The sequence below is a fragment of the Halorientalis sp. genome (genome assembly GCF_028275115.1).
Lineage (GTDB): Archaea > Halobacteriota > Halobacteria > Halobacteriales > Haloarculaceae > Halorientalis.
This window is the reverse complement of the sequence record NZ_JAQCNH010000084.1, coordinates 1-18,041: the sequence shown is the minus strand read 5'-3', so window position 1 is coordinate 18,041 and position 18,041 is coordinate 1. Positions and strand designations below refer to the sequence as shown.

Sequence of the window (18,041 nt, the reverse complement as noted above, 5' to 3'; positions counted from 1 at the left end):
GTTCGATCCCGGCCCAGACCGCGACCGACGACGCGACCAGCACCACCGCGTAAGCCGCGGAATCAGGCGCGAAATCGACCACGACCTACAGCGACCGTGCCGCGGCCCGCCACTCCCGACCACGTTCGACGTTCCGGGGCCGACGCCTGGCCCTGTCACTGTTGGCGCGGAGCCGACTCGCGAGCTTCCACTCCGAGACGGTCTCCGGTTCGCTTTCGGTGGCGGCCTCGGCGGCCGCTCTCGCCCGGTCCGTCCGGTGGGTTGCGATCGCCGCCGCGACGGCTGCCGCCTCGCGTTGATTCGGAACCGACGGCCCGAACTCCAGGCTCGCGAGCAACGCGTCCAAGTCGACTTCGAGGACCCCGTCCGCGGAGTCCGGATGGAGGTCGGCGTTGCTCATAGCGGGATGTTGCCGTGGTCTTTTGGCGGCGTGTCCTCGCGTTTGCGCTCGAGCAGGTCCAGATCGTCGATCAGCCGCTTGCGCGTGTTCTGTGGCTCGATGACGTCGTCGAGGTAGCCGCGTTTTGCCGGTCCGTACGGATGAGCGAACTCCTCGCGGAAGTCGTCCATCAGCGCCTGGCGTTTGTCGTCGGGGTCGTCGGCGTTGGCAATCTCCTCCCGATAGAGGATGTTGACCGCGCCGCGTGGCCCCAGCACGGCCATCTCCGCGCCGGGCCAGGCGTAGTTCACGTCGCTGCCGAGAAACTTCGAGGACATCACGATGTAGGCCCCGCCGTAGGCCTTCCGGACGACCACCGACATGAGTGGGACGGTGGCCTCGGCGTAGGCGTAGATGAGCTTCGCACCCCGGCGGATGATGCCGTTGTGTTCCTGGTCGGTGCCGGGCATGAATCCGGGGACGTCGACCAGTGTGACGATGGGAACGTTGAACGAGTCACAGAACCGGACGAAGCGGGCGGCCTTCTCGGAGGCGTCGATGTCTAGCGTCCCGGCCGACACGCGGGGCTGGTTGGCGACGACGCCGACGACGCGGCCGTCCAGTCGGCCGAAGCCGGTGACGACGTTACGCGCGAAGCCGTCGTGGACCTCGAAGAAGGAATCCTCGTCGACGACCTGCCCGACGACCGTGTTCATGTCGTAGGGTTTGCGCGGTTCTTCGGGGACGATGTCGACGAGGTCGTCACAGGTCCGCGTCGGGTCGTCCCACGGCTGGACCCGTGGCGGGTCCGCCATGTTGTTCTGTGGCAGGTACGACAGCAGTTGCCGGATGTCGTCGAGCGCCGCCTCCTCCGAGCGCTCGGCGAAGTGTGCCACGCCGGATTTCGTGGCGTGGGTCTTCGCCCCGCCGAGTGCCTCCTTCGAGACCTGCTCGCCAGTGACCGTTTCGATCACGTCCGGTCCCGTGATGAACATGTGGCTGGTGTCTTCCACCATGAAGGTGAAGTCGGTCAGCGCGGGCGAGTACGTCGCACCACCCGCACACGGGCCCATGATCGCCGAAATCTGCGGGATGAGTCCCGAGGCCTCTGTGTTGCGGTTGAATATCTTCGCAAAGCCGACCAACGAGTCGACGCCCTCCTGAATGCGTGCCCCGCCGGAGTCGTTCAGGCCGACGACCGGGACACCGCTCTCGATGGCCTTGTCCATCACCTTGCAAATTTTGTCGGCGACGACCTCACCGACGGAGCCACCCAGCACCGTGAAGTCGTGGGCGAAGACGAAGAGTTTCCGACCGTTGACCTCGCCGTAGCCGGTGACGACCGCGTCGCCGGGGAACGTTTTCTCGTCCATCCCGAACGACCGGGCACGGTGTTCGACGAACGTGTCGACTTCCTTGAACGTGCCATCGTCGAGCAGGTAGTCGACCCGCTCGCGCGCGGTCATCTTTCCTTTCTTGTGCTGGCGTTCGATGCGGGCCTCACCGCCGCCGAGTTCGGCCTCGCGGCGGCGCTCACGGAGTTCTTCGACCGGTGACTGGTCGGCCGCCTGGTCGGACGCTTCTTCCTCTTGCTGGCTCATCTTACCACTCCATGCCACCGTTGACGGCCAGCACCTGCCCGGTCATGTAGCTGGAGGCCTCGCTGGAGAGGAACCGGACGATGCCGGCGACGTCGTCGACCGTCGCGAACCGGTTCAGTGGGATCCGGTCGAGAATCTTCTGCTGGACGCGCTCGGGCACCTCGTCGAGCATATCCGTCTCGACGAACCCCGGCGCGACACAGTTGGCCGTCGACCCAGTCGAGGCGAGTTCGAGCGCCAGCGTCCGGGTGAAGCCGAAGAGGCCCGACTTGGTCGCGGCGTAGTTGGCCTGGCCGTAGTTACCCTGCTGGCCCACGACCGAGGAGATGTTGACGAGTCGGCCCTGGTCGGCGGCCTTGATGTCCTCGAAGAAGGCGTTGGTCGCGTTGAACACCCCGCCGAGATTCACGTCGACGACCGTCTCCCAGTCTTCTTTGGTCATGTTCTCGAACTTCTTGTCGATGGTGATTCCCGCGTTGTTGACCAAGACGTCGGCCGAACCGTACAAGTCGCTCGTCCGGTCGGCCATCGCGCCGACTTCCTCTTGATCGGCCACGTCGGCCTGCAACGGGACGGCGTTCCCCCCCACCTCCTCGATACGTTCGGCGACCTCGTGGGCCGCCGCCTCTGAGGATCTGTAGTTGACGACGACGTTCGCTCCGTGACGGCCCAACTCCTCGGCGATGCCGCGGCCGATACCTCGTGATGCACCGGTTACCACACAGGTCTGATTTTCGAGCATGGTTAGTTGTCTGCGGTGTGACCAGCGTCCGACCCTCTCTGCCGACTGCACAACCGTGTGTGGCCACACCCCTTAGCTTCACCTAATTTGCTCATGCACTTGCAGATAACAGTTCCCCTTATACTACGTTAATTAAAATCAGTAGTGTATAACGTACTAGCGAGTGAGGGGCCCGCGGCACTGTCAACACGACAGTTACTTTTGGGATGCCTAAAGAAACAACACAGACGATGAGTGGAGACGTCTGTGTGATCGTGCCGACGATACGGGAGTTCGAATGTATGCGAACGTACTTTGAGAACGCTCGGGACCACGGGTTCGACCTGGACCGACTTCACGTCGTGCTGGTCACGGAGGACTTCTGTGACAGCGACGAGATGCAGGCGATGCTCGACGAGGAGGGCGTCGACGGCAGCGTGTTCGACGGGAGCGCCCGGAAAGCGTGGTTCGAAGAGCAGGGTGTCCCGCAGTACTCACACCTGATCCCGGAAGCCAGTCACGCGCAGACGAGTTTCGGCCTGCTGTACATGTGGGCCGGTGAGTTCGAGTATGGCTTTTTTATCGACGACGACACGCTTCCACACCCCGACTTCGATTTCTTCGGAACACACTTCGACAACCTCGCGTACGAGGGCACCGTCGAGTCGGTCGGGTCGGACGAACGCTGGGCGAACGTTCTCTACCAGAACGTCGACGAACACGGACTCTACCCCCGTGGCTACCCCTACAGCGCGATGGACGAAGCGGTCGAAACTGGCGAGGTCAAGGTCGACGACGTGGTGGCGTCACAGGGCCTCTGGACGAACGTCCCGGACCTCGACGCGGTCCGGATTCTGATGGACGGCGACCTCCAGGGACAGGCACAGACCCGGACGTCGGCCGAGGACTACGACGGCAACTTCGTCGCCAAACGCGGTAACTACCTGACCGTCTGTTCGATGAATCTGGCCTTCCGTCGGGAGGTCATCCCGGCGTTCTACCAGCTACCGATGGACGACAACGAGTGGGACGTGGGCCGGTTCGACGACATCTGGAGCGGTCTCTTCCTCAAGCGAGCCTGTGACGTGCTGGACAAGCGCATCGTCAACGGAAACCCCCTCTGTGAACACAACAAAGCCCCGCGGTCGACGTTCTCGGACCTGAACAACGAGGTTCCCGGGCTGGAGTTGAACGAACACGTCTGGGAGATCGTCGACGAGGTCGGCGACGATGCGGACACGTACGCCGGCGTGTTCGCCGCGATGGCCGACGCGCTCGCCGAGGGTTCGTTCGACTACGAGAACGCGGCGTTCCTCAACTACTGCGGCGAGTTTATGCAGGACTGGCTCGCCTGTCTCGAACAGGTCCGACCGGGGTCGGTCACGGAGCACGCACCCACGGCCGCAGACGACTAGAACCGGCAACTATAAGTGTTTTAGGCAGGCCTAAACTGTTGTATGAAAGAGGAATTCGATTCTCGCGAACGTGGTGTTTCGCGGCGCCGAGTCCTGCAGGGTGGGGCCGTACTCGGAACCGCGTCCGTGGCCGGGTGTTCCGGGATGCTCAACGACAATAGCAGTGACGGGACACCCGGGGACGCGAACGTCTCGGACTTTCGTGGGACCGGACCGCTCGTCGAGGGCAACTTCCGCGGTTCCGGGCAGCTAGCGTCTGGCCGTCCGTACCCGGGTGGCACGTCGATTAACGACCTGCCGGACCTCTCGGGTGACCTCGCACTCTATATTGGCGGTGGCGAGAGTGGCATCTACACCAACCTGATCAGCAAATTCGAGAGTCTCTACCCGGACTTTTCGGTCCAACCCAGCAGCAACGACTCGGCGTCACTCGCCCAGACCATCGTGAGCGAAGTCAACAACGGCGTCAACAAAGCCGACATGTTCTGGTCGATCGACGCCAGTTCGCTGGGCTATGTCGCGGACAACGACGCGTACGAGTCGCTCTCGAACGAGGCCGTCGGCGCCGTCGCCAACTCACAGTTCGTCGGTGACGACAACGCCTGGGCTGGGGTCGCGGGTCGAGCGCGAGCCGTGCCGTACAACACGAACCAGTTGCGTGAGTCGGACATCCCGGACACGGTGCAGGAGTTCCCGAACACGGACGCGCTTCGAGGGACGATGGGCTGGGCGCCGACCTACGGCGCGTTCAAGTCGTTCGTGACCGCGATGCGCCTCAGTCGCGGAGACGGCGCGACCCGCCAGTGGCTGGTCGACATGCGGGAAGCCGGAACCGAACGATACAGCAACGAGTACGCGGTTTCCCAGAACGTCGCCAACGGGTCGCTAGCGGCCGGGTTCGCGAACCACTACTACGCGCTCCGAGTCAAGAATCAGCGTCCCAACGCGCCGCTCGAACTCGCGTTCACCGAAGGTGACGCCGGGGCGCTCGTCAACATCTCCGGTGCGATGAAGATCGAAGGCACGGAGAAAGGCGACTTGGTCGACAACTTCGTCCGGCATCTGCTGTCGGCAGAGGCTCAGGAGTTCTTCACCACGGTCAGTTTCTCGTATCCGATGATCAAAGGTGTCAAGCCCGTCGCAGGCCTGCCGACAGTCGACAAGCTTAGCCCACCAGACATCGACCTCTCGGAGCTGTCGAACGTGCAGGACACTATCGATCTGATGGAAGCAGCTAGCGTCTCCCCATGACCAGCGAGGAGGACCTCGAGCGGATGAGCAGCGGCTCCACAGACAGGTCCTCCACTCTCGACACCGGCCTGACGTTGCTCGGGGCGGCCGTCGCCGCCGTCCTCGTCGTCCCAATCGGGTGGCTCGCAGTCGACGCGGCAGGCCTCGGCTGGGCGGCCGTCGAACTCGCCGTCGAGGCACGGACGACTGCGGTGCTGGTCCGGAGCATCGCCCTCGTAGCGGTCGTCACCGGCGCGAGCATCGTGCTGGGTGTGGCGCTCGCTTTGCTGACGGTGCAGGGCGAATTGCCGTTTTCACGGTTCTGGACGATTCTCTGTGCCCTGCCGCTGGCCGTTCCCAGTTACCTCGGTGCCTTCGCGTTCGTCTCGGCGTTCGGGCCGAACGGGGCGCTCGCGGACCTGCTGTCCCCCCTCGGCGTCGGACCCCTCCCTTCGGTGTACGGCTTCGCCGGCGCGGCGCTCGTGCTGACACTGTACACATACCCCTACGTGTTCCTGACGACGCGAGCGTCGCTACTCTCACTCGACGGGACACTCGTCGAGGCGGGTCAGACGCTCAACTCCGGCCGCTGGGAGTCTCTGAAACGAGTGACCATTCCCCAGATTCTTCCGGGAATCGCCGCCGGCTCCCTGCTCGTGGCGCTGTACACGCTGGCTGACTTCGGGACGCCCAACATCATGCGAGTGGAGGTGTTTACCCAGTTCATCTACGCGCAGTACAACGCCTTCGCGCGGGATTACGCGGCGGTGCTGTCCCTCCAGTTGCTGGCCGTCACGGCGGTCATCCTCGCCATCGAGTCGCGCATCGGCGTCGACGAGTCCGGTGCGTACGAGAGCGGGGGCAACCGCGGGGCCGTCGACCTCGACCTGGGCGCGTGGCGGTATCCCGCACTGCTGGTCCCGGTCGCGGTCTTCGCGGTGGCGATTCTCGTGCCAATCGGTATCTTCGGCATGTGGCTGACTCGGGGCGGGCCGGGATACGAGGCCGGACAGGTCGCATTCACCTGGGAGTACGGGTTGAACTCGGCGAACTTGGCACTGCTGGCTGCCGCGGCCTCTGTGGTCGTGGCGCTGCCGATTGCCATCGCGTCGGCCCGGTCGAGTTCCCGGCTGTCGGCGCTGGCCGATCGGGCGTCCTACGTCGGGTACGCGACGCCAGGTATCGTGCTGGCCATCGCCCTGCTCAGCCTCAGTCTGGACCTGTTGCCGAGCATCGCGAGCCTGACGGGTGTCGACGTCGTCGGACTGCTCTACAAGACGGCTCCGATGCTCATCTTCGCGTACGTCGTCCGGTTCATGCCCCAGGCGATCGGGTCGATCCGGGCCTCGACGCTCCAGGTCGATCGGGAACTGGTCGAGGCGGCACAGACGCTTGGCCGCTCGCGACTGAGCGCCTTCCGGTCGGTGACGCTCCCGCTGATACTCCCTGGCCTCGCCGCCGGCGCCGCACTCGTCTTCCTGACGACGATGAAGGAGTTACCCGCGACGTTGATGCTTCGTCCGCTGGGCTTCGACACGCTCGTCACCTACATCTGGCGGGTGCAGGAAGCCGGCTTCTACGGGCAGGCGGCGGTACCGGCGCTGATACTCGTCGTCATCTCCGGCCTCTCGATGGCCGTTATCCTCGCGCAGGAAACCGGTAATTCACAATGAACGACGCAACTCAAACACGAACGGAACGGGTCGTAACGGCGAACGTCGACGAACAGAGCCACTCCCGCGAGACGGTCCTCGAACTCGACGGCGTGACGCGGACGTTCGGCGACGAGTGGGCGGTCGACGACCTCTCGTTGACGGTGTACGAAGGTGAACTGCTGACCCTGCTCGGCCCTTCGGGCTGTGGCAAGACCACGACCCTCCGCCTGCTGGCTGGCCTCCTTCGTCCCGACGGCGGAACCATCGCCGTCGACGGCGACCTCGTCGCCGGCAACGGGCAGTTCGTCAAACCCGACCAGCGCGACGTGGGGTTGGTCTTCCAGGACTACGCGCTCTTTCCCCACCTCTCGGTCGGGGAGAACGTCGCGTACGGGCTCGACGACTGGAGTAGCGAGACACGAGACGCGCGGGTCGCCGAACTGCTCGAACTGGTCGGACTCGCCGACTACCGGGCTGCGAGTCCCGACGACCTCTCCGGCGGTCAGCAACAGCGGATCGCACTCGCGCGGTCGCTGGCCCCGGAACCGGACGTCCTCCTGCTCGACGAGCCGTTCTCGAACCTCGACGTGTCCCTGCGCAAGCAGATGCGCGAGGAAGTCCGCCGCATTCTGAAAGAGACCGGCGTGACCGCGCTGTCGGTCACACACGACCAGGAAGAGGCGCTCTCGATCAGCGACCGGGTGGCGGTGATGTCGGCGGGCCAGATCGAGCAGGTCGGCCGGCCGGAGGTCGTTTTCCAGCAGCCCGAATCGCGCTTCGTCGCGGACTTTCTCGGCCAGGCCGGTTTCATCTCCGGCTGCCTCGACGAGCACACCATCGAGACGGGACTGGGAACGCTCGATACCGACATGATTCAGGGGCTTGGTCCGGAGTACGACGGGGCGAACATCGACGTGCTGGCTCGACCCGACGACCTGCGAGCGATTCCGGCCGACGGCACGGACGGCGACGGAGAGATCGTCGAACGCGAGTACACCGGCCCGTCGTTCGTCTACACCGTCGAACTCGACTCCGGTGACGTGGTGTACTGCGAACACAACCACTCCGACCACCTCGATCTGGACCGCCGTGTCAGAGTCGACCTCGTCGCCGACCACCGGCTCGCCTGGTTCCCAACCGAGAGCGATGGCCTCCGAGGCGACTGACGGTTGGTCGCGGACGTGGCGCATCGGTGTCGTCGCGCTCGCCGTCGCCGCCGCGATTGCGGTCTGGCTCCTCGCGACGCGGTTGTTTCCGTACCACTCCCTGAACCACGACGAGGCGGTTTACCTCCAGCAGGCGGCGATGTTGCTTGATGGGCAGCTGTTTCTCTCCCCGCCAATCGAGGAGGCGTTTCGACCCTGGTTTTTCGTCCAGGACGGCGGCCGACTGTACGGGAAGTACGCGCCAGTGACGGCCGCGCTCTTTGCCGTCGGGCAGCTGGCCGGGGCAGCGCGGCTGGCGCTAGCGGGAATCGCCGCCGCGAACGTCGCGCTGGTCGCGCTGATCGGCCGGGAGCTGTTCGACCGCCGAACCGGTCTCGTCGCCGCCGCGTTCGTCCTCGCGTCCCCACTCTTTTTGCTCGATTCGGCGGTTTTCCTCCCCTACGCGCCGACGACGATGCTGAATCTCGCCTTTCTCTACGCCTACCTCCGGGCGGACCGGGGCGGGGGCTCCCGCTGGGCCGTGGGAGCCGGTGCGGCCGTCGGGTTGGCGTTCTTCTCTCGGCCATACACCACGGTCCTGTTCGCGGCGCCAGTAATTGCCCACGCACTGTGGACGCTGTATGAGGACCGCGGGGACGCGCTGCCACGCCAGGCTGTGACGGCGACGGTCGGCCTGTGCGGGGTCGCGCTGGCGCTCGGGTACAATGCTCTCACGACGGGTTCGCCGTTCGTCTTCCCGTATCAGGCGTTTGCCCCCAGAGACGGGCTCGGCTTCGGCTATCACCGGATTCTCGGCCACGACATCGAGTACACGGTCGGCCTCGCTCTCCGGTCGAACGCGCTGGTGCTGGAACAGCTAGTTACGACCTGGGTCGCGGGCGGCCTCCTCGGGACCACGGTGGCACTCGGGGGGCTCGCCGTCGCCGTCAAGCGCGGGCTCTCGCCCCGACAGGGGATTCTCGTCGGACAGGTCGGTGCCATCGTCGTCGGCAACGTCTATTTCTGGGGCAACTACAATCTCTTGGGTGTGCTCGACCGGGCCGGCGACGGCCTGATCGCCTCCCACGGCCCCTACTACCACTTCGACCTCCTCCTGCCGTTCGGAGCGTTCGCAGCCGTGGGGGCACTGGCGCTCCTGCGATTCGTCCGGCGGTCGGTCGACGGGCGGGTCGAGCCCCGGGCAGCCCGGGTGGTGGTCGTCGCCGCAGTACTCGTGGGGGCCGGGTTACTAGGCGGTGCGACGGCGGCGAACGTCGAGCGGCCGATAGAGATGAACGCCGTCGCGACCGACACATACGAGACGGTGTACGAGCCCTTCGAGGAGCGGTCGCTCGACGGCGGACTGGTCTTTCTGCCGACGCCGTACGGTGACTGGCTCAACCACCCCTTCCAGCACCTCCGGAACGACCCGAGCTTCGACGGGGAGACGGTGTATGCCATGGACGAACGACCCTTCGCGGTCGTCGACGCCTACCCGAACCGGACGCGGTATCGGTTCACGTTCCGCGGTGCGTGGGAACCGTTCGACGGCGCGCCGCGTGGTGGGCACATCCAGCCTGTCGGTCACGCCGCTGGCGAGTCGGTCACGCTGAACGTCACCGCCGGCCTCCCGTCGACGTTCCGGACGGTGTCGGCGACCCTCACCGCCGACGACGAGAGTGTGACCGTCGTGGGACAGAACGTGTCGGACCCGGCGGCGGTTCGGGTGCGATTCACCGACGGCAGCGCACAGGTCGTCAGCCCGGACTGGCCGTCCCGGGAGCCAGTCCCGTACGACGACCAGAAGGACGTCTCGCTGACGCTGTTCGTGGACAGCGGTCCCGGCGCCAGTTTCAGCTACCGGTTCGAGACACCGGTCCGTCGAGATGGGAGCCGTGTCCGGGCACTCACGCCCCGTATCGAGCGATGCGTCGCCATCGGGGAGTGCAGCGGGGAAGCCGGCTACGTTCCCGCTCTCGCACCCAGTTGGGCGACCGTTCGGACCAACCTGACGGCCACAGAGGGCAACGGATAAGCCCGTGAGCGACAAACGTCCGATATGGAACTGACCCGACGGGACGCGGTCGCGGCGCTCGGTGCTATCGGCGTCGGGGGCGGCGCACTGGCACTGTCGCAGTCGGGTGACACCGACGACGAGACGGACAGCCGCCCGCCGACCGACGCTGACGAGGCCGACGGCCTCTCGGAGCACGACCTCGCGACGGCGGTGGCGGTCGCACAAGCCATCTACCCGTCTGCCGTCGGGAACGTCGAGGGGTTCACGACTGAGTTCCTGCGCGGGCGCGTCGCGGACGACCCCGAACGAGCCACCGACATCGGCGACGCCGTGGCATACCTCGACGAGTACGTGGACACGTGGTACGACGTGGACGCGTTCACCTCGCTCTCGGTAGCGGACCGCACCGACGCGTTCGACCGGATGAACGCGGATACGGCCGACCCCGACCCAGACGGCGGTGGCGTTCAGCGCGTCCGCTACTACCTCATCAACGATCTACTGTTTGCCCTCTACGCCTCCCCGACCGGGGGTGAACTCGTCGGTATCGAGAATCCGCAGGGCCACCCTGGCGGGACGAACAGCTACCACCGGGGCCCACGGTCCGAGAGCGAGAACTGACCGACTTCGGCACCGGGAACTGCAGGCAGATTCGGTGGCGACCCGTGCGACCGAGGCATACAGACTGCCGACGAAAGTTCTAATCGGGTCGGACAGCGGCAGCGAGTTTCCGCGCGCACTCGGAGCTGTCGGGCCTACTCGTCTCGTCGACCGGGACCGGGACCGGGACTCTGCGAGCCGACGCCGGTCGAACACCCCGCAAGCCTCACTTGTGACTGCCTCGTACAGTGATTACGATGTGGACAGGATGCGAGGTGGGGGTATGACCACGTCCGAGGCGTTCCGAAAGCACATCGAGTCTCTGGCTCGCTCTTACTTCGACGAGGAGATGAGCCCAGCCCACGACTGGTTTCACGTCCAGCGTGTGCGAACGAACGCCGAAACACTCGTCGCGAACTATCCGAGCGCAGATGCGACTGTCGTCTATTTTGGCGCTGTCCTGCACGACATTGGCCGTGCGAAAGAACGACAGGGTGACGTCGAGGACCACGCTGTGTGGGGGGCAACGGAGAGCGAAAGCCTCCTGCGGGAACACGGTACAGCCGCCGACACGAGTGCGGCAGTAGCCCACTGCGTTCGTGCGCACCGCTACTCTACCGAACCCGAACCCGAGACCATCGAGGCGAAAATAGTGAGCGACGCCGACGACCTCGACGCCCTCGGTGCGGTCGGTCTCGCGCGCTGTTTCGCCCACGGTGGGGAGGTCGGTTCACCGATTCACGACCCGTCGCTTCCGCCCGAGGCGGACGATACGGTCGCTGGGCGAACACAACTCACCCACCTTCGGCGGAAGATTCTCGACATCCCGAACCGGATGCACACTGATGTGGGGAGAGAACTCGCCGATGAACGTGCGACCTACGTACAGCAGTTCATACAGCAGTTCGAGAAAGAATCGTCCGGCGCTCGGTAAGCGTCCGTATCGGGAGTGAGGTGCCGAGAGCGTTTCCCGCCGTCCGACGAGTTCGGGGCAGCTATCGAGGACGGTGCCGTACTCATCCGGGCCGACAGCCACCGTCACAGTATCTGTGTTTTCGACGGACAGTATCCCGCTCGGATACGCCGGGCTCTCGCCCCCGTTCCCCTTGGGGACTCCGGTACGGCCAACGAGAGACCCGGTTAACGGTGCCGGTCACACCGAGTACCCGTCTGCCGTCCGTCGTCTCGTCTACCCTGTCCCGGCAGACGTGTCCTGTGCCGTACCGCTGCCCGGAACGTACCGAACAGGTGTCCTCCCGCTCCGCGTTCCGTGTGGAGTTTAGGACGGTCCCGGGCAGGTGAACGGTGTTCAGCGCAGTCGTTCCTGGGCCGAGACGGTGAGAATCGACTTCGCGATAGCGTAGCCACCGCCGATGGGGTCGAGTTTCGTCTCGCCGGCGCGTTCGCCGTACTCGATAGGAATCTCGCACACGTCGTACTCCCGCATCAGGGGGCGAATGAGTAGCTCTGCCGACAGGCCCGTGTTCTCGGTCCAATCAATCTTTTCGATTACTTCGCTCCGGTACGCTCGCATTCCGGTGGTCGTGTCGTGGACTCGCTCTCCGAGCAGCGCGCTCGCCAGCGCGGCGAAGGCGTGGTTTCCGAGGCGGTTGAACTCCGGCATCGTGTCGGCCCCGTGGTAGAGGCGGTCACCGCTGACCACGTCGTAGCCCTCGTTAATACGGTCGAGGAAGTCGGGCAACCGCTCCATGGGGTAGGTGTCGTCGCAGTCGGTGGTGACGACGACCGGCCTTTCGGCGGCCTGCAGCGCCGCCTTGACCGCCACGCCGTACCCCTGTGGCTCCTGTTCGATGACGCGTGCCCCGTGGTCGCGGGCGATCTCCGGCGTTCGGTCGTCGGAACCGTCGACGCAGACGACCTCGGCACGGTCCCCAGTCACGTCCGCGATGTCGTCTAGTACCGTCCCGATCGCCTCCGCCTCGTTGTACGTCCCCATGACAACGCTCAGATCGTCGAAGGTGAACCGCCCCGAATCAGTTCTCGCCTGCTGAAGACTCATTGTGTATCCGTCAGCACCTATGCCACTTCAACTTTTAGGTTCGCCAAAATCGGCTCCTGTCGGCCGATCGCTGCACTCACAGGCGACGATAGGGCGTGGCCATCCGGTGTCGAGACCGTCACGAGAGTCACCGGCACCGCTCCGACCGTGCCCGGATCCGGGTGGGACGGCCCGGAGACGATTCAGTCCCCGGGGTCCGCTCCGACAGTGAGCACCGGCACTGGTGCCGACCGGACGGCTTTCTCCGTCACACTCCCCAGTAGATAGCGGTCCAGTCCACTCCGCCCGTGTGTCCCCATGACCACGAGGTCGATTCCGTTCGTCTCGACGTGCTTGACGATGACCTGGTACGGCGACCCGGTCGCGACGCCCCCCTCGGCCGCGCCGATATTGGTAGCCTCGGCGGCATCGACCGCGTCCTGAATCGCCCGCTCGCCGGTCTTCTCCAGCGATTCGAGGACCTTCTGACCGGCCGCCTCGTCCATCGGCGGCTTCTCGACGACGGAGAGGGTGTGCAACGCCGCGTTGTATCGTTTCGCGTGGTCGAGTGCGTGCTCGACCGCTGCCTGTGCCGTGTCACTACCGTCGGTCGGGACGAGGATCGAGTCGTACACACCAGAGGTTTTTACGCCTGAAATAAACGCATATGATGCGTTCTTGACAGTTTGGAACGGGCCCTAATTCCTGCCGACCGATATGAGTGGGCTATTATCCGTGGTTCGGGTCGGGCCCGACGAACGCGCCGAGCCGGGAACCTGAAGCTGGCTAACCCGACACGTCCAGGCACGCGGCGACAGCGACAGAGAGACACCCTGAAAAGGACTCTGTGACTGGACCGACGACCAACACACTCGAAGTCAACGACAACCTGACGCGACGGCTCGACGGGTCCTCCGGAAACGGCCAATCGCACGAACTGCTCACCGAGGAACCGGTGTCGGTGTACGAAAACGGGGGCGCCGTTCTCGATGTGGAGTACTCGGAATGAGGTCACGGAGCACGGCTTATTCGGCCGCTCTCGGACGGCAGAAGCTGCCACGGACTGAGGCTGTGCCAGCAGTAATGTGAACCGGCACTCGGTCGGCACGGGCCGTGGAGCACCGGTCGACACGGGTGGGAACCGACGACGTGGCTTCCGTACTGTGCGTCGAGTGGAAAAAGCGACGCGACGGACGAAACAGGTCGACCCTCGTTACCGGTCGTGTGACGTGCCGAATTGGTCGACGAGTGCCCGGACGAACGCCGTACCCGTGTGATAACGCGCGCCCGGTTCCGAGTGCATGGCTTTCCCGATGCAGTCGCTCACGCTCGACGGGAGCTGGGCCAGTTCGTGTGGCGGTGTGAGGTCGGCGTGCCTGACAGCGGTCGTAAAGTCCTGACGCCTGTGGAACGGTTCGGTCCCCGTTAGGAGCCAGTACGCGACTGCACCGAGTCGATAGACGGGCGTCGTCGTCGTGGCCTCCTGGCGGAGTTGCTCGGGCGCCATGTATCGGCTCGCGTCGTACTGATTCACGGTCTCACTCACCCGCCGCTGGAGCCCGAGTCCGGAGACACTGACGGACAGTTCCGGGTCAGACCCGTCGCTTCGCAGGCTCCCCTGACCGGCGTCAGGAGAGTCGGTCGTGCCGACTCTAATCCGGCCAGGTTCGAGATCGGTTCGGTGGATCCCCCGTCGTTGGGCGGCCGTGACTGCCGAACCGAGTGCCGAGAGAACTCGAACCTGTTCCTGGGTTGACACGTTCTCTCGAAACTCCGCCAGCGTCGTGTCGGCCGCGTCGAAGACAACCCACGTTGCCGGGTCGGCACCGGTCTCGTGAATCGTCGCGACACAGTCGTGGGCGGCCAGTTTCTGCCAGAGCTCGACTGCGTCTCCGAACACGTGCCTGAGTGTTCGGTGGTCCTGGTGTTCCGGATTCAGTATCAGAACGTGCGCCTGGTCGCCGTCCCAGGGGGTCCGGTATCGGTACACCGGACCATCGACGTCGAGTGCTACCAGCTTGGTGATGTCCGGGATGACCGACGCCAGCGTGTTCATCACTTCCGTAGCGCCCTCCCCCGTGTCGTCGTCCGACTCCGACTCTGTCCGCTCCGATTCGTCCGGGGGTGGCGCCGGGTGCTCGACGCTCGTGGGCAACTGGCCACGCTCGAACCGGACCCCGGACTTCACGATATCGTGGCGAAGAAATCGATGTTCGCGCTCCGTCTCGACCTGCCCGTCCCGAGTGTAGAACTCGACCGTCTTGAAATCGTACTCCTCTAGCACCAGCTTACCGAGTTGGTACGCGCTTTCCGTGGAGGTCGACGACTGGAAGACAAAGTGGTCGTCTCTGGCCGTCACGACCCACGAGTTGAGAAGCGCGCTGTACTCGACGGCGAGCGTCTCGAAGGTCGGATTCCAGTACAACCCGCCGACGCTTCGCTCGGTGTCCCATCGTAACAGACAGGGGTGGCGCCGGCGCTTGAGAACCCGCTGCCCGTCTCGCATCGCGTCGATTCGTGAGTCGTACGTCCCGAAGGTTGCGACGCCCGTTTTCGCGTTTTCGGTCTGCTGGTAGTATTCACGGACGACCCACTCCCCGTCACGCTCGATGGCTTCCAGCGGCCGCTTACAGGGAGGGGGCTCGACACCGCCGACCTGGACGCCCGTCGTCTCGTCTGCCATCCTGCCAGTGCCACCGGTTCGGGGTCGGTTAACTTAGTGGTTCGTGACACAACAGGGCAGTGAACCGTCGAAGCACACGTTTCGGCCAGCCGCTGCGCCCCCGCTCGGTGTCTGTCAGTGAACGGAGACAGGTTGTGACCGTCCGTACCCTCTCGCGTGCGCGCAGACACAGAATTCACCGATCCGGAGACGGAACGATACGGAATCGGCAACGGCTCGCGACACCGGCGTTTCCTTCCGTTACTGTCTCACGTCGACGCTTTGTCTCCGACGTCTTCGGGCGTCGTGCCGAGTGCAGACGGGCCAGTGTACACCCGACCGCGGCCGTCTTGGTTCGCTCCGGTCGCGCGCCCCAACCGGGGTAGCTACGCTACCTCGGGTCTTCCTGCCGGTGCGAGCGAACGAACTCTATTGTCGGGGGGCACGTTGAGCGCCCGCCCCTCGGGTGGAGAGCGAACCCGTTATCATTCCGGGTTCGACCGCCTCGCGCGACGAGGCCGGCCTTAGTGGAAACCCCTGGTAGACAGTTCGCGGCTGTGACCGTCTGTCCGCGGTTGGGGAGCCGGTCGTACCGATCCGCGAACGCCGCGAGTTCCCGCATCGTCAAGTGCTGTGTCCCACCGACGTCGGCACGTCGAAGACTGCGGGCGTCGACCGTGTGGGCTGGACGTCCGGTCGCGGTGTCGCTCCTGTGGTTGCTTCCGTTCCCCGTTCGGCTGGTATCGCGGTGGCCTATATGGGTGTCTGTAACAGCGAAACATTTCCGACGAGTGAAGAAGGGTCCCGTATTGTGGTCTCGGTTCGCACACGGGCCGCTCTATCGACGGGTATTTATGTTTCACCCCCATCTGTTGTAATACACACGTCGGATGGTGGCAGACGGGGGCCGCCCGCTGTGCCATCCACACCTAGACGGGTTCTCTCGTCGATGATGGCGATGTGAGCGAGACTCCACACAACGGAATCTCGCTTCCCACGAACGCTCGTGGGACCTGCGGAAGTATGAGGATACCACCCCTGCGGCTCAGCCGTACAGACGGTATCTGATGTGAGCCTTGACAGTTTGGTGCCACGAAATCGAGTGTATCGATACTGTGGCACCGAATGACGGACACATAGCGTGTCTCCGCCAGCCCCCCATGACTGGGGAATGCATTCCGGTTGATCCTGCCGGAGGCCATTGCTATCGGAGTCCGATTTAGCCATGCTAGTCGTACGAGTTCAGACTCGTGGCGGATAGCTCAGTAACACGTGGCCAAACTGCCCTACAGATCGCAATAACTTCGGGAAACTGAGGCTAATAGCGAATACGACTCTCATGTTGGAGTTACGGAGAGTCGGAAACGCTTCGGTGCTGTAGGATGTGGCTGCGGCCGATTAGGTAGACGGTGGGGTAACGGCCCACCGTGCCGATAATCGGTACGGGTCGTGAGAGCGAGAGCCCGGAGACGGAATCTGAGACAAGATTCCGGGCCCTACGGGGCGCAGCAGGCGCGAAACCTTTACACTGCACGACAGTGCGATAAGGGGACTCCGAGTGCGAGGGCATACAGTCCTCGCTTTTCTGTACTGTAAGGCGGTACAGGAACAAGTGCTGGGCAAGACCGGTGCCAGCCGCCGCGGTAATACCGGCAGCACGAGTGATGGCCGCTGTTATTGGGCCTAAAGCGTTCGTAGCCGGCCGAGCAAGTTCGTTGGGAAATCTGCCCGCTTAACGGGCAGGCGTCCGGCGAAAACTGTTCGGCTTGGGGCCGGAAGATCTGAGGGGTACGTCCGGGGTAGGAGTGAAATCCCGTAATCCTGGACGGACCACCGGTGGCGAAAGCGCCTCAGAAAAACGGACCCGACGGTGAGGGACGAAAGCTAGGGTCTCGAACCGGATTAGATACCCGGGTAGTCCTAGCCGTAAACGATGCTCGCTAGGTGTGGCGCAGGCTATGAGCCTGCGCTGTGCCGTAGGGAAGCCGTGAAGCGAGCCGCCTGGGAAGTACGTCTGCAAGGATGAAACTTAAAGGAATTGGCGGGGGAGCACTACAACCGGAGGAGCCTGCGGTTTAATTGGACTCAACGCCGGACATCTCACCAGCACCGACAGTGTGCAGTGAAGATCAGGTTGATGACCTTATCGGAGCCACTGAGAGGAGGTGCATGGCCGCCGTCAGCTCGTACCGTGAGGCATCCTGTTAAGTCAGGCAACGAGCGAGACCCGCGTTCCTAATTGCCAGCAGCAACCTTGTGTTGGCTGGGTACATTAGGAAGACCGCCACGGCTAACGTGGAGGAAGGAACGGGCAACGGTAGGTCAGCATGCCCCGAATGTGCTGGGCAACACGCGGGCTACAATGGTCGAGACAAAGGGTTGCAACCCCGAGAGGGGGCGCTAATCTCCGAAACTCGGTCGTAGTTCGGATTGCGGGCTGAAACCCGCCCGCATGAAGCTGGATTCGGTAGTAGTCGCGTGTCAGAAGCGCGCGGCGAATACGTCCCTGCTCCTTGCACACACCGCCCGTCAAAGCACCCGAGTGAGGTCCGGATGAGGTCACCATGCGGTGATCGAATCTGGGCTTCGCAAGGGGGCTTAAGTCGTAACAAGGTAG

14 protein-coding genes and 1 rRNA gene are annotated in these 18,041 nt (G+C 64.2%); 9 read left to right on the top strand and 6 right to left on the bottom strand.

The window, feature by feature from the left end; genetic code table 11:
* Positions 1–85 precede the first annotated feature (85 nt).
* From Q0964_RS11605 to Q0964_RS11595, 3 genes are read right to left on the bottom strand one after another with little or no spacing between them, the layout of a single operon-like run.
* A complete protein-coding gene (locus Q0964_RS11605; RefSeq protein WP_299267591.1) occupies positions 86–400 on the bottom strand; it encodes a DUF8022 family protein in 315 nt (104 codons plus the stop codon).
* On the bottom strand, positions 397–1,980 hold the full coding sequence (locus Q0964_RS11600) for an acyl-CoA carboxylase subunit beta (RefSeq protein WP_299267588.1): 1,584 nt from the start codon (positions 1,978–1,980) through the stop codon (positions 397–399). The genes Q0964_RS11605 and Q0964_RS11600 overlap by 4 nt, the downstream gene beginning before the upstream one ends.
* Before the next feature lies 1 nt (position 1,981).
* Complete coding sequence (locus Q0964_RS11595) at positions 1,982–2,722, bottom strand: beta-ketoacyl-ACP reductase (RefSeq protein WP_299267586.1); 741 nt, start codon at positions 2,720–2,722, stop codon at positions 1,982–1,984.
* A gap of 230 nt (positions 2,723–2,952) precedes the next feature.
* Here Q0964_RS11595 and Q0964_RS11590 point away from each other — a divergent pair, with 230 nt between their 5' ends.
* From Q0964_RS11590 to Q0964_RS11560, 7 genes are all read left to right on the top strand, one after another.
* Complete coding sequence (locus Q0964_RS11590; RefSeq protein ID WP_299267583.1) at positions 2,953–4,116, top strand: alpha-1 4-glucan-protein synthase; 1,164 nt, start codon at positions 2,953–2,955, stop codon at positions 4,114–4,116.
* Positions 4,117–4,260: 144 nt separating this feature from the next.
* The gene (locus Q0964_RS11585) at positions 4,261–5,367 is read left to right on the top strand and encodes an extracellular solute-binding protein (protein ID WP_299267582.1); all 1,107 of its coding nucleotides are present in this window, start codon (positions 4,261–4,263) and stop codon (positions 5,365–5,367) included.
* Between the two features lie 23 nt (positions 5,368–5,390).
* The gene (locus tag Q0964_RS11580; protein WP_349254464.1) at positions 5,391–7,019 is read left to right on the top strand and encodes an ABC transporter permease; all 1,629 of its coding nucleotides are present in this window, start codon (positions 5,391–5,393) and stop codon (positions 7,017–7,019) included.
* Complete coding sequence (locus Q0964_RS11575; protein WP_299267576.1) at positions 7,016–8,167, top strand: ABC transporter ATP-binding protein; 1,152 nt, start codon at positions 7,016–7,018, stop codon at positions 8,165–8,167. Before Q0964_RS11580 ends, Q0964_RS11575 begins: the two co-directional genes overlap by 4 nt.
* Positions 8,148–10,181, top strand: coding sequence for an ArnT family glycosyltransferase (locus Q0964_RS11570; RefSeq protein WP_299267572.1), 2,034 nt, complete (start codon positions 8,148–8,150; stop codon positions 10,179–10,181). Before Q0964_RS11575 ends, Q0964_RS11570 begins: the two co-directional genes overlap by 20 nt.
* A 24-nt stretch (positions 10,182–10,205) precedes the next feature.
* Complete coding sequence (locus Q0964_RS11565) at positions 10,206–10,784, top strand: gluconate 2-dehydrogenase subunit 3 family protein (protein ID WP_299267569.1); 579 nt, start codon at positions 10,206–10,208, stop codon at positions 10,782–10,784.
* 262 nt (positions 10,785–11,046) lie between these two features.
* Positions 11,047–11,697, top strand: a complete 651-nt coding sequence (locus Q0964_RS11560; RefSeq protein ID WP_299267566.1) for an HD domain-containing protein — start codon at positions 11,047–11,049, stop codon at positions 11,695–11,697.
* A gap of 375 nt (positions 11,698–12,072) precedes the next feature.
* Here the strand turns inward: Q0964_RS11560 and Q0964_RS11555 are convergent, their stop codons facing one another.
* Together Q0964_RS11555 and Q0964_RS11550 are read right to left on the bottom strand one after the other, a co-directional pair.
* The gene (locus tag Q0964_RS11555; RefSeq protein ID WP_299267564.1) at positions 12,073–12,783 is read right to left on the bottom strand and encodes a dolichyl-phosphate hexose transferase; all 711 of its coding nucleotides are present in this window, start codon (positions 12,781–12,783) and stop codon (positions 12,073–12,075) included.
* A gap of 182 nt (positions 12,784–12,965) precedes the next feature.
* Positions 12,966–13,397: a universal stress protein gene (locus tag Q0964_RS11550; protein ID WP_299267561.1), complete on the bottom strand. Its 432-nt coding sequence runs from the start codon at positions 13,395–13,397 to the stop codon at positions 12,966–12,968.
* A 212-nt stretch (positions 13,398–13,609) separates the two neighbouring features.
* On the opposite strand from Q0964_RS11550, the gene Q0964_RS11545 reads away from it, so the two are divergent.
* The gene (locus tag Q0964_RS11545) at positions 13,610–13,771 is read left to right on the top strand and encodes a hypothetical protein (RefSeq protein WP_299267558.1); all 162 of its coding nucleotides are present in this window, start codon (positions 13,610–13,612) and stop codon (positions 13,769–13,771) included.
* Positions 13,772–13,975: 204 nt separating this feature from the next.
* Here Q0964_RS11545 and Q0964_RS11540 read toward each other — a convergent pair whose 3' ends face one another.
* Positions 13,976–15,445, bottom strand: coding sequence for a protein kinase family protein (locus Q0964_RS11540; RefSeq protein WP_299267555.1), 1,470 nt, complete (start codon positions 15,443–15,445; stop codon positions 13,976–13,978).
* A gap of 1,154 nt (positions 15,446–16,599) precedes the next feature.
* Here Q0964_RS11540 and Q0964_RS11535 point away from each other — a divergent pair.
* Positions 16,600–18,041, top strand: a 16S ribosomal RNA gene (locus tag Q0964_RS11535); the annotation flags it as partial.